The organism is Nocardia sp. NPDC003269 (genome assembly GCF_042888005.1).
Lineage (GTDB): Bacteria > Actinomycetota > Actinomycetes > Mycobacteriales > Mycobacteriaceae > Nocardia.
Genome location: NZ_JBIAPA010000003.1, coordinates 1,139,109 through 1,151,279 on the forward strand (window position 1 = coordinate 1,139,109; position 12,171 = coordinate 1,151,279).

The 12,171-nt window shown below is 69.3% G+C and carries 12 protein-coding genes; 3 read left to right on the forward strand and 9 right to left on the reverse strand.

The genetic code is table 11. The annotated features are described in order from the left end of the window. Positions 1–208 precede the first annotated feature (208 nt). Positions 209–2,791 carry an ATP-dependent Clp protease ATP-binding subunit gene (locus tag ACFYWJ_RS25280; protein WP_355281961.1) on the forward strand — a complete coding sequence of 861 codons (2,583 nt, stop codon included), beginning with the start codon at positions 209–211 and terminating at the stop codon, positions 2,789–2,791. Positions 2,792–2,845: 54 nt separating this feature from the next. Here the strand turns inward: ACFYWJ_RS25280 and ACFYWJ_RS25285 are convergent, their stop codons facing one another. The 4 genes from ACFYWJ_RS25285 to ACFYWJ_RS25300 form a co-directional block, all read right to left on the reverse strand. Continuing rightward, a complete protein-coding gene (locus ACFYWJ_RS25285) occupies positions 2,846–3,238 on the reverse strand; it encodes a hypothetical protein (RefSeq protein ID WP_355281958.1) in 393 nt (130 codons plus the stop codon). 120 nt (positions 3,239–3,358) lie between these two features. Continuing rightward, complete coding sequence (locus tag ACFYWJ_RS25290) at positions 3,359–4,297, reverse strand: carbohydrate-binding protein (RefSeq protein WP_387208235.1); 939 nt, start codon at positions 4,295–4,297, stop codon at positions 3,359–3,361. A gap of 279 nt (positions 4,298–4,576) precedes the next feature. Beyond that, positions 4,577–5,302, reverse strand: a complete 726-nt coding sequence (locus ACFYWJ_RS25295) for an N-acetylmuramoyl-L-alanine amidase (RefSeq protein ID WP_355282114.1) — start codon at positions 5,300–5,302, stop codon at positions 4,577–4,579. A 179-nt stretch (positions 5,303–5,481) separates the two neighbouring features. Continuing rightward, entirely contained in the window at positions 5,482–6,720 is a 1,239-nt protein-coding gene (locus ACFYWJ_RS25300) for a cytochrome P450 (RefSeq protein WP_355281953.1), read from the reverse strand. Positions 6,721–6,920: 200 nt separating this feature from the next. Here ACFYWJ_RS25300 and ACFYWJ_RS25305 point away from each other — a divergent pair, with 200 nt between their 5' ends. After that, positions 6,921–7,469 carry a helix-turn-helix domain-containing protein gene (locus ACFYWJ_RS25305; protein ID WP_355281951.1) on the forward strand — a complete coding sequence of 183 codons (549 nt, stop codon included), beginning with the start codon at positions 6,921–6,923 and terminating at the stop codon, positions 7,467–7,469. Between the two features lie 7 nt (positions 7,470–7,476). On the opposite strand, the gene ACFYWJ_RS25310 is transcribed toward ACFYWJ_RS25305, so the two are convergent. From ACFYWJ_RS25310 to ACFYWJ_RS25330, 5 genes are read right to left on the reverse strand one after another with little or no spacing between them, the layout of a single operon-like run. Next, positions 7,477–8,682: a cytochrome P450 gene (locus ACFYWJ_RS25310; protein WP_355281948.1), complete on the reverse strand. Its 1,206-nt coding sequence runs from the start codon at positions 8,680–8,682 to the stop codon at positions 7,477–7,479. Then, complete coding sequence (locus ACFYWJ_RS25315) at positions 8,679–9,281, reverse strand: ATP/GTP-binding protein (RefSeq protein ID WP_355281946.1); 603 nt, start codon at positions 9,279–9,281, stop codon at positions 8,679–8,681. Before ACFYWJ_RS25315 ends, ACFYWJ_RS25310 begins: the two co-directional genes overlap by 4 nt. After that, positions 9,256–9,606, reverse strand: coding sequence for a DUF742 domain-containing protein (locus ACFYWJ_RS25320; protein WP_218717406.1), 351 nt, complete (start codon positions 9,604–9,606; stop codon positions 9,256–9,258). Before ACFYWJ_RS25320 ends, ACFYWJ_RS25315 begins: the two co-directional genes overlap by 26 nt. Next, positions 9,606–10,016 (reverse strand): roadblock/LC7 domain-containing protein, encoded by a 411-nt coding sequence (locus ACFYWJ_RS25325; RefSeq protein WP_355281944.1) that lies wholly within the window; start codon positions 10,014–10,016, stop codon positions 9,606–9,608. The genes ACFYWJ_RS25320 and ACFYWJ_RS25325 overlap by 1 nt, the downstream gene beginning before the upstream one ends. Beyond that, positions 9,994–11,385, reverse strand: a complete 1,392-nt coding sequence (locus ACFYWJ_RS25330; RefSeq protein WP_355281941.1) for a sensor histidine kinase — start codon at positions 11,383–11,385, stop codon at positions 9,994–9,996. The genes ACFYWJ_RS25325 and ACFYWJ_RS25330 overlap by 23 nt, the downstream gene beginning before the upstream one ends. Before the next feature lie 283 nt (positions 11,386–11,668). Between ACFYWJ_RS25330 and ACFYWJ_RS25335 the strand changes: the two genes are divergently transcribed. Then, positions 11,669–12,100 carry an SRPBCC family protein gene (locus ACFYWJ_RS25335; protein ID WP_355281939.1) on the forward strand — a complete coding sequence of 144 codons (432 nt, stop codon included), beginning with the start codon at positions 11,669–11,671 and terminating at the stop codon, positions 12,098–12,100. Positions 12,101–12,171: the final 71 nt, after the last annotated feature.

Here is a 12,171-nt window from a genome sequence, read left to right on the forward strand (position 1 = left end):
CGTTCCTCGATCAAGAATCAGACAAAACCGGTGGTTTCGGGCCGCTTCGGCCGGACTTTGGTTTGCGCGCCACACCCCACGACGTTGCAGATGTGAAACTGTCCAATTGCTTGCACCCCATCGGAGGATGCCGAAGTATTGCTAGCAGTACCGACCCGATCTGCATGAGTCGCCGCGCGAGCGGCACGACGAGCGAAGAGGTGTGGACATGACAGCCAGCTGGCCAGGTAGTTCGATGAACTCGTTCGATGACATCTTCCAGCGATTCTTCGGCCCCGGGATGTCGGCCAAGCCCCCCGTGCAGCGCATCGACCTGGGCAGACTGATGACCGACAACGCCAAGTTGCTCATCGGTTCGGCGCGCGAGGCGGCCCAGGAATGGGGCAATCCGGAGATCACGCCCGAGCATCTGCTCTACGCCGCCACCGAATCCGAGCCGGGCCGCAGCATCGTCGCCGAGCTCAGCCTCGACCCCGACCAGGTTGCCGAGCAGATGCAGGACTTCCTCGACACCGGTTCGCCCAGCGAGAACGACCTCGCCGACATCACCCTGAGCCCCGGCACCAAGATGGCGCTGCGCGCCGCCCAGCGCCAGGCCGCCCAGTCCGGTAGCAGCTACATCGGCCCCGAGCACATCCTGCTCGGCATCGCCTCGCTCCCCGACTCGGTCGCCGCGCAGGCCCTGATGGCGGGCATCGCCGCCACCCAGAGCGGCAACTCCTCCGGTCCGGCCACCACGGGCGCGCCCACCAAGCGGCAGCAGCAGACCGACACGCCGACGCTGGACGAGTACGGCCGCGATCTCACCGCCGAGGCCCGCGAAGGTCTCGTCGACCCGGTGGTCGGGCGGGCCGAGGAGATCGAGCAGACGATCGAGATCCTCTCGCGGCGGCGCAAGAACAATCCGGTGCTGATCGGTGATCCCGGTGTCGGCAAGACCGCCATCGTGGAGGGGCTGGCGCAGCGGATCGTCAACAACGATGTGCCGTCCACGCTCGCCGACCGCCGGGTCATCGCGCTCGACGTCGGGACGCTGGTGGCGGGCAGCAAGTATCGCGGTGAGTTCGAGGAGCGGCTCACCAAGATCCTCGACGAGGTCCGCGCGCACAAGGACGAACTGATCGTCTTCATCGACGAACTGCACACCATCGTCGGCGCCGGTGGCGGCGGCGAGGGCTCGATGGACGCGGGCAATCTGCTCAAGCCCGCGCTGGCCCGCGGGGAACTGCACGTCGTCGGCGCGACCACCATCGACGAGTACCGCAAGTACATCGAGAAGGACGCGGCGCTGGAGCGCCGGTTCCAGCCGGTGATGGTGTCGGAGCCCTCGGTCGAGGACACCATCGAGATCCTGCGCGGGCTGGCCGACGTCTACGAGGAGCACCACCAGGTGCGCTACTCCGACGAGTCGCTGGTCGCGGCGGCCCAGCTCTCCGACCGCTACATCACCGATCGGTTCATGCCCGACAAGGCGATCGATCTGATCGACCAGGCGGGCGCGCGGGTCCGGCTGCGCTCGGGCACCCCCGATCCGGAGGTGAAGGCCAGGGACGAGGAGATCGCGCGGCTGTACCGGGAGAAGGACGCCGCCGTCGACAACGAGGACTACGAGAAGGCCAACGCCATCAAGGCCGATATCGCGGCCAAGGAGGAGGAGCTCGAGGAATCCGGGGTCCGCTCCGGCGAGCCCGAGGTGGCGGTCGTCGACATCGCCGAGGTGATCTCCCGGCAGACCGGCATCCCTGTCGCCGACCTGACCGCCGAGGAGAAGCAGCGCCTGCTCCAGCTCGAGGACGTCCTGCACAAGCGGGTGATCGGGCAGGACGAGGCGATCGTCGCGGTGGCCGAGGCGGTGCGCCGGGCCAGGGCCGGGCTCAAGGATCCGAACCGGCCGATCGGCTCGTTCCTGTTCCTCGGCCCGACCGGTGTCGGCAAGACCGAACTCGCGAAAGCCCTGGCGGAGGCCGTCTTCGGCGACGAGGACCGGCTGATCCGGTTCGACATGAGCGAGTTCCAGGAGAAGCACACGGTCTCCCGGCTCGTCGGCGCGCCGCCCGGATACGTCGGCTACGACGACGCCGCCCAGCTCACCGACAAGGTGCGCAGGCAGCCGTACTCGGTGATCCTGTTCGACGAGGTCGAGAAGGCGCACCCCGATGTGTTCAATGTGCTGCTGCAACTGCTCGACGACGGCCGGGTCACCGATTCCAAGGGCCGCACCGTCGATTTCAAGAACACCATCGTGATCATGACCTCCAACATCGGCTCCGATCTGATCCTGAAGGCGCCCGAGGGCGATCTGGATTCGATCGTGCCCGAGCTCGAAGAGCGGCTGCGCGGGCACTTCCGGCCCGAGTTCCTCAACCGCATCGACGAGCAGATCGTGTTCCATCGGCTGGACAAGACACAGCTGGAACGGATCGTGAACCTGATCCTGGACAAGACCCGGCGCATGCTCGCGGCCCAGGACATCGGGCTCGAGATCAGCGACTCGGCGGTGGACTGGCTGGGCGATCGTGGGTTCCAGCCCGAGTTCGGCGCCCGGCCGCTGCGGCGCACGGTGCAGAAGGAGCTCGACAACCGGATCTCGCGGCTGCTGCTCGACGGCGGGCTGGATCCGGGGGCGACGGTGCTGGTCGACACTGCCGACGACGATCTGGTCGTCACCGCCCAGGCCCCGGCGAACACCGCCGACACCAACGGATCGGCGCCGAAGCCGCAGGCGAAGAAGCCCGCCAAGAAGTCGGCGAAGAAGGGCGAGGACAAGAAGCTCGCCTCGTCGAAGAAGTAGCGCAGACGTCGATGGCCCGGTCCGTGCGGACCGGGCCATCGTCGGTGTCGCGGGTCAGCCGCCGGTGACCACGCAGGATTCCCCGAAGCGGTAGCCCTTGCCGACGTGCACGTCGGCGCCGCGGCCGACCCCGCCCTGCAGGGCCGCCAGGCTGTGCGGACCGCCGCTGGACGGGATCCAGTCGATGCTGGCGGTGCCGTCGAGCGGGACGACCTCGGCCAGCAGCACGCCGTTGTCGTAGAAGGAGACAGGTTCGAGGTCGACGCTGAGCCGGGCCACCAGATGATGGGTGCAGCCGGTGCCGTAATTGGTTGCCAGCCCGAAGCTGAGTCCGGGATCGACCGTCAATTGCGAGACCACCGCGGATGCGGACGGGGTACCGACGGTCATGGCCAGCAACGCCGTCCCGGTGGCCGCGATGGCGAGGGCGAATTTCCTGTCACTCATATCTCACGTCCTTGTGCTGCGGGGCCGGCCGAACGCGAGGCCGGCGAGTCGAGGTCAATCCTCACCCCATCGCGCGACCGATGGTGGGAGAACACACGAAACGTTTCCCGGCCAGACGCGCTATATGCGCGACCAGAGCGCGGGAGTGTTCGGCGGCGTCCAGTTCGGGTCGTGCACGGTGTGCGCCTGCCTGCAGCTGTAGGTGGCGCCCTGGTAGGTGACCTTGTCGCCGATCGCGTAGGTGGCGCCCTGTCGCCACGCCGACGCGACCGGGGCCGTGGTGGTCGGGTGCTGATGGGTGGTCGTGGCGGGCGGTCTCGTGGTGGCCGGGGGTGTGGTCGTCGGGGGTTTCGTCGTGGTGGCGGGCGGCGTGGTCGTGGTCGGTTTCGGGGTGGTCGTGGTCGGCGTTCCGCCACCACCGCCGCCGATCTCGAGGTCGACGCAGCTGTAGAAGGCGGCCGCGGTATCACCGATATTCCAGACCGCGCGCAATTTCTGGCGGCCGGAATACTGCGACAGGTCGAGGGTGTGGCTGACCTCCATGGGCGGCTGCTCGTTGCGGCCGTCGATCACCGCGATCCGGGTGTCACCGAGGAAGTATTCCCAATTCAGGGTGCGATGATTGGCGGTGTTCTTCCAGGTGAAGGTGGTGCGCCCGGAGACTTTCTGGGGAACCCAGCCGAGACTGTCGTCGTCGAGTTCCGGATATTTGTTCGCGCTGCAATTCTTCAGCCCTTTCGGACCTTCGACACTCTGTGGTTCGTATTTCACCGCACCGCAGGAAACGAGGCCGCGGGCACATTGTTCCTGCCTGCTGGCCGGTCCGGCGACCCAGCCGTGGGCTTCGGCGTTCACGGCGGGGACCAGCAGGGTGACGAGGGGCGTCAGGGCCATGGCTCCGGCGACGGACAGAATTCGGCTTCGCACTATCAATACTCCTAGGAAACGCACACGGAGGACGGCAGGGGCTGGCGTGCCATCCGGGGGAAACATTTCGAGCGATGTCACGAACACTTCGATATCGAACTGTGACAGGGACAGTAGGGCGGCGAAGATCACCCGTCAAGCATCGGAATAGCGAAAAATACGACTACTCACCGGTATTCGACACCGTTGTTCACATGGTGCGAATGCGGCGAGTGTTCCGAGTTTCGAACCAACCGGTTCGAATCAGCGGCAAGCAATCGGCTAACAGTCCAGCTCTGGGGTTTCCAGATGTTTGCCGAATGTTGCTGGAATGACGTCCAGTTGACAACAAGGACGCTTACCGAGAGCGGCACGCGGCGCCGCCGAACAGGACCGGCGAACGTTGCGCGACTTCCTCGAAATTCGTCCGGCTCAGCCGAGGAAGGCCAGGATTCCGGTGGTGATGAGTTCGGCGTAGCGGGCCCGCCCCGCCGGTGTCTCGATGAGTTCGGCATCGATATCGGAGCGCATGTTGCCGCATTCGACCAGGGCGGACGGACGCTGCGCGAGGTTGAGACCGGCGAGGTCGGCGCGCGGGTCGAGCCCGGCCGCGCCGACATAGGTGGACGGCACCGCGCCGCCGCGCACCATCGCGTCCCGCAGGGCAGTCGCCAGTCGCACGCCCGCGTCGGCCTGCACCGGATTCAACGGCGGGTCCGAGTAGGCGATGTGGAAACCGTGCGCGCCCGCGCCCGTATTGCCGTCGGCGTGAATGGAGACCACCGCGTCGGCCGCCGCGTCGTTGCCGATCGCCGCGCGCCGGTCGACACACGGTCCGACGCCGGTGTCGTCGTCGCGGGTCAGGATCACCCGCACGCCCCGGGCGACGAGCGCGTCGCGCACCCGCTGGGTGACATCCCAGGTGAACTCGTGCTCGGTGTACCCACTCGCCGCGGCGGTCCCGGTGGTGTTGCACGCCTTGACTCCACCCCGACCATCGGGCACCCGCGCGTCGATCTGCGCGAGGTGCGTGGCATTGCCGCCGTTGTGCCCGGGATCGAGGACGACCGTCCGACCCGCCACCGGCGGCACCACCGACGACACCGGCGAGGCAGACGGAATTGCCTGGGCGGAGGCGGATTTCGTCACCGACTCCATTGTCGCCGGAGCAGCCGTGGGCCCCGGGGTGGTGGTGCACCCGGCGAACAGCACGGTGGCCGGGAGCAGACAGACAGGCAGGAGCAGCGTGGTGCGCACCCCACCACGGTGCCACACCCGCGATGCCGCCGGTCGCCGGACACTCGTCGTATCGTCCGGCGCGACAGGCGACCGGTCGATCAGCGGAGGACCACCCGCAGCGGCAGGCTCGCGTGGCGGCGGACGAACAGGCTCGGGACCCAGCGTGGTGGCGCGTCCTCGACGAGGGTGAATCGTGCGGTGCGCTCGAGCAGCAGGGTGATCGCGGCGGTGGCTTCGAGCCGGGCCAGGGCGGAGCCGATGCAGAAGTGTGCGCCCGCGCCGAAGGCCGCGTGCGCCCGGCCGCGTGGGCGGGCCGGGTCGACGACGTCCGGCGTCGCGAACATGGCCGGATCGCGATTGGCCGCACCCCAGAGCAGGAGCAGGTGACTGCCCGCGGGCAGGGCCACTCCCGCCAGTTCCGTGTCGGCGACGACGTGCCGATGGTGTCCGCGGAAGGGCGATTCCACCCGCAGCGCCTCGTCCAGGAACGCGGGGATCAGTTCGGGGCGGTCGCGCAGGGTGTCCTGCAGGTCCAGGTCGGTGGCCAGCAGGCGGGCTGCCGAGGCGATCAGGCCTGCGGTCGACTCACCGCCCGCACCGATCAGCTGGACCACGATCAGCACGGCCTGCTGTTCGTCGATCCGGCCCGCCGCCACGGCCGCGGCGAGCACATCGATCAGCGCCTCCGGAACCTCCTGCGCGTCGGCCCGTGCGAGCGCCGCGTTCACCGCGAGGTAGGCGTAGTGGGCCAGTTCGGCGGCCGAGGTGACGAGGTCGGTCATCCGGCCGTCGGCGACGACGCCGCCCAGCATCTCGGTGGAGTCGTAGGCCAAGGCCAGCAATCGCGGCACGTCGGCGCGGGGGAATCCGACGAGTTCGGCGATCAGCGCCAGTGGCAGCCGGTCGGCCATGCCGCTCGCCCAGTCGATCCGGTCACCGTCGAGTTCCTCCGCCCACAGCTGTTCGGTGAGCTCGGTGACCACGGGACCCAGCGTCCGGACCCGCTTGGCCAGGGCGGGGCCGACGACGCCGCGATGCGCGGCATGCACCGCGCCGTCCGCGGTCGCGAGCACGTGCACGGCCTGCCCGGTGGCGTCGAGGTCGAAGGTGACCGGCGCCGCGCCCGGCTGGGCGACGAGCACGGCGGTCAGATGCGAGGAGAAGTCCTGGGTCCGCGCGGTCGCCTCGGTGACGGCGGCCCACGACGCGACGAGGAAGAAGTCGGTACCGGGCACCCGATACACCGGCGCGTGCTCGCGCAGCGCCGCGTAGAGCGGGTAGGGGTCGTCGAGTACTGCCGCGTCGAAGAGATCGATCGCCCCGAGGTCCGTGGTCATCGTCGCCGCCTTTCCTGATCGGATTGTCGGCGCTCACGGTCCCCCGGGGTGACGAGAGAGTCAACAACCGTCTCGTGATGAGACAGAAGGTCCCGAGAGCTGTGCAGCAAACGATTCCCGAAAATGAGGTTATGCCTGCGGCGAATGAGGTAGACAGATTGTCGAAACCGTCTCACACCGAGACACCGAAGGAGACCGGGATGAGCACCGACTGGCTGGCAGGCGGCGACCGCCGCGCGGTCGCGATCGACCGGATCGAACGGGCCGCGCTCGCCCTGTTCCTCGACCGCGGCATCGACGCGGTCACCGCCGACGACATCGCCGCGGCGGCGGGCTGCTCGCGCGCCACGATGTACCGCCACGTCGGCGGGAAGCCACGCCTGGTCCGCGCGGTCATGGTCCGGGCGGCGGGCACCGTCGCCGCCCGCGTCGAGGCCGCGGTCGCTCAGGTGCCGGCAGGCCGACGCCCGGTCGAGGCGATCCTGGCCGCGGTCGCGGCTATCCGCGCCGACCCCGTGCTGCGGCAGTGGCTGGTCCGGCACCGCTCCCCCGACACCGACGAAGTCCTCGCCGACGCACCGGAACTGGGCCGGATCGCGACCGCGCTCACCCACATCGCCCCCGACGACGCGGCCGCGGGCTGGATCGTGCGGGTGGTTCTCTCCCTGCTCACCTGGCCGCTGCCCGACGCCGCGGCCGAACGGCAGCTGGTCGAGCGGTTCGTCGGCCCGGCCCTGCGCCCGCGCTGAACGCGGATCAGGGCAGCGGCAGCGGCGGCGTCTGCGGGAACTCGACCGGCAGGGCCGCCAGTGAACGGTGGAACGGGCCCGGCCGCCACACCAGGTCCTCGGCGGGCACGGCCAGGCGCAATTCCGGCAGGGCGTCGAGCAATTGGTCGATCGCGTCCTGCACGATCAGGTACGCCACCGACCTGGCCGGGCACCCGTGCGGACCGGCGCTCCATGCCAGATGCGCGCGGTTGTCGACCACATCGCGCCCGGCGATGGCCGGGTCGTTGTTGCAGGCCGACATGCTGATCACGACCGGTTCGTCGGCGGGCAGCCACATCTCGTCGACCAGGATCGGCTGGCGCGGATAGGTCATGCAGAAGTTCGCCAGCGGCGGGTCGGTGAACAGCACCTCGTCGAGCGCGTCGCGGGTGGACAGGCTCCCGCCCAGGACGTTGCCCGCGAAGCGATCGTCGGTGAGCATCAGCCGCAGGGTGTTGACCACCAGGTTCAGCATCGGCTCGATACCGGCGCCGTAGAGCACCAGCAGCTGGTGCACCATCTCCTCGTCGGTGAGCGCGGCCGGGTGGTGCAGCAGCCGGGTGGCGACGTCGTCGCCCGGCTCGCGCTGCCGCAGTGCGACGAGGTCGGTCAGCGCGGACGCGAGCAGGTTGTTGCCCGCCTCGGCGTCGTCGCCCTCGAAGATCTGCGCCATGCCGGTGGCCACCTGCTGACCGATCTCGGGCGTACACCCCAGCATCGAGTTCAGCGCCTGGAACACCAGCGGAAACGCGTACTGGCTCAACAGGTCCGCCGAGCCGGTCGAGCAGAAGCTGTTGATCAGCGGGATCGCGAACTGCTCGATCGTGGCGTGCATCGCGTACAGGTCGACGCCCGCGATCCCGGCGACATTGGCCTGCCGGTACCGGACGTGTTCGGCACCGGTGGTGCGCAGCGCGGCCGGGCGGAACTGCAGCATCGGCAGCACCGGGCAGTCCTGTGGGATGTTGCGCTGCCACATCCGCGGGTCGGCCGGGAAGTGCTCGGGATCGTTGAGGATCCGCACCGCCGTGTGATAGCCGATGACCAGGGTGGCGTGGATCCCCGGCGACAACTCCACCGGCACCACCGACCCGAACCGGCGCCGCATCTCCCGGTAGGCCGCCTGGGGATCGGCGGCGAACTCGGGGGCGTACATCGGGACCCGCTCGGCCGCCGCGAGGTCGACCGTCATGACGCTGTTGCTTCCTGTCGCTGGAACAGATACTCCGCCAGCGTGATCAGCGCGCGCAGACCGTGGTCACGGCGCCGGGCGTCGACCGCGACGACCGGCGTCTCCGGCGACAGGTCGAGCGCCTCACGCACTTCCTCGAGCGGGTAGCGGCGGAAGCCCTCGAACTCGTTGACCGCCACCGCGTACGGCACCCCGCGCTGTTCCAGCGCCGAGAGCACGTCGTCGGCCTTCTCGATGCGGCGGGTGTCGACGAGCACCAGCGCGCCGAGCGCACCGCGGGCCAGTTCCTCCCACAGCGGGGCGAAGCGCTCCTGGCCCGGCGTGCCGAACAGGTACAGCGCCAGTTGCGGATTCAGGGTGAGCCTGCCGAAATCCAGGGCGACGGTGGTCTGCACCTTGCTGCCGAGCCCGGCCATGTCGTCGACGCCGATGCTGGCCTCGGTGATGGTCTCCTCGGTGCGCAGCGGCCGGATCTCCGACACCCCGCACACGAAAGTCGTCTTGCCGACGCCGAAGTTGCCCGCGACCAGGATCTTCACCGATCGGGTCACCGTCTCGGCGACGTAGTCGACCTCACCCCGCGATGGCACGGAGACCATGCAGCACCTCCTTGATCAACGCGAGTTCCGGCTTCACCTCGGCCGGAGTCGGGCACTGTAGATGACCGCTGTCGAGCAGATCGGACACGATGATCTTCACGACCGACGCGGGCAGATCCAGATACGCCGACAGCTCCGCGATCGAGAGCGCACCGCGGCGGCTGGTGAGCGCGAGAACCCGGCGCTCGTCGGGACGGTGATCGGGTCGCGCGTCGGCGACCGAACGGACCAGGGTCACCAGGTCCAGCTCATGGGCGGCCCGAACCCGGCCGCCGGTGCGCACATACGATCTGACCAGGTCGGGATCGCGCCTGCCCCGGCTCATTACCTGCCACCGTGCCGCGGCGCGCTGCCGATCTCGTGGCCGACGCGCGAGGCGAGCTCGTTCATCCGGTGCGCCACCAGCGCGACGTCCACATCCGCGGTGGTGGCGACGCCTAGCAGCGCGCCCGCGCCGGCGGCGGTGATCATGATCATGCCCTCGTCGTACTCGGTCATGTTCTGGCGCACGGTGTTCGCGGGACCTCCGCAGAACTCACCGAGCGCCTTGCCGAGCGAGCGCAGGCCCGAGGCGGCCGCGGCGAAGCGCTCGGCGTCGTCCTTGGCCACGCCCCGGGAGTGCGCGATCCGCAGGCCGTCGTCGGAGAGCAGCACCGCGAAGCGGACGCCGGGGATCTCCAGGTCCTCGAGCAGCCATGCCAATCGGTTCGTGCTATCGGCTACCGGTGTGCTCATCGGCGGTTCCTTCCGTGGTTCGCTCGGCCGCAGCGAGGCGACCGCTGCGGGAGCCGCTGTGCCAGGCAGCGGCGAGGTCGGGGCGAGCCTGCCCCGCGTCGTCGGCGGGCACTCCCGCCGAATCCGGCGCGACCGGCCTGCGGCGGCGCTTGGGTAGTCCCCCACTGGTGATCTCGTGTACCTCCGCGTGCGGCGCGTCGACCTCGACCAGCGTCGGCACGGGCACCGGAAGATGCGCGGGCGCGGCGAGTTCCGGCTCCGGCAGCCGCGGCGCGGCGCCGCTGACCAGCAGCGCCGACGGCACGTAGACCATCGCCCGCATACCACCGAAGATGTTCGGCCCGTCGACGTGGACGGAGAACCCGTAGCGCCGCGCGAGCGCCGCGATACCGGGGAAACCGACCTTCGGCGCCGGACCGAGATCGTGGATGTCGACGGCACGTTCGCCGCTGAGCACCTGTCGCGCGTCCTCGAGCTGCTCCGGGCTCATCCGCATGCCCGCGTCGTCGATGATGACGGTGACGCCGTGATGCCCCTCCTGGAACCCGACCTCGACGAACGACGACGGCGGCGAGTACCGCAGCGCGTTGTCCAGCAGCGTGGCCAGGGTGTGCACCAGCGGTTCGACCGCGCGGCTGATCACCACCCGGTCGGACTGCCCCGAACGCACCCGCAGGTATTCCCGCACGCGTCCGGTGGCGCCACCGGCCACATCGGTCAGCGACTGCTGCGGCCAGCGCCTGCCGGGCAGACCACCGGAGACGATCACGTAGGACTGCGCCTGCCGGATCATCTGCTGCACGGTGTGGTCGATCCTGGTCAGCGTCTCGTAGATCGCGTCGTCGCGGTGCTCGCGCAGCGCCGCGCTCACCACCTGGCCGAGGTCGGTGCCCAGGCTCACCACGGAGGTACCGAACGAGCGCACCGCCGCGCTGGTCGCGGCCCGCGAGGTGGCCGACAGGTCCGCGCGCGCGGATTCCTGCGCGGCCTGCACCTCGCTGGTGCGCCGCTGCTCGCCGTAGCGCTCGACCATCGCCCTGGTCTCCTCGGTGACCACCCGCAGGTCCTCCGCGTGACCGGTGGCGATCATCTGCAGCACCTGGCCGACCTGCGTCTCCTGCAGTTCGGCGGGCAGCTCGATGGCGACCGCGGGGATCTCGTGCCTGCGCACGGCCGCGGTGATCCCCGGGAGTGTCGTCTGCGCCAGCTGGATCAGCGCGTTCTCACACGCGACCCGCTCGCGGATGGCGGCGTCGGCCCGTAGTCGCTGCTGGCGCTCGTTGCGCATGGCGAAGACCGTCACGGCCAGCGCGAGCAGTAACAGCGGCGCTCCGATGACGAGTAACAGCACCGCGATTCCTGAGTTCATCAGATCTTTCGTCGTCGTCGACCACACCACGCCCTGGCCGGTGGGCCCTCACCGGCCCGCCCGGGAGGCATTCGCCCGGGAGCGCGGTGGCTTCGGATATCCGATCGACACGCCCCGCTTCCAGCGACCCGCACACAGTAGCAGCACCATGATCGACTCCGGCGCGGATCGTCCTGTCCGGCATCAGAATTCCCGCACGTCCACCTGGGCACTTGATCTATTCTGGTTTGCTATGCCGCGATCCGGTCGAGGCGGAACCTCGGGTACCGGATACCATCCGGGCGTGGCGAAACTGAAGCTCTCCGTCGATGTCCCCGTCCCGCCGGACCAGGCGTGGGCGCACGCTTCCGACCTCCCCGCGCTCGGCGACTGGCTGACCATCCACGAGGCGTGGCGCGGCACCCTGCCCGACGATCTCACCCCGGGCACCGTGCTCATCGGCATCGCGCGGGTGAAGGGATTCCGCAACAAGGTCACCTGGACCGTGCGCACCGCCGAGCCCCCGCGCCGGCTCGCGCTCACCGGTGCGGGCATCGGCGGCACCAAGTTCGGGCTGGCCATGCTGGTCGAGCCGAAGGGCAGCGGCTCGAAGGTGAGCGTCGACATCGACCTCGGCGGCGCGCCGCTGTTCGGCCCGATCGGCTCGGCCGTGGCCAAGGCGCTGCGCGGCGACATCGAACGCTCGCTCGAGGCATTTGTGAAGCTTTACGGTTGAGATCGCGTTTCCGCGTGTGAACAGCGGTCGGACACGGGCGTTCCGGCGCGACAGGCGATCCCGGCGGAGTT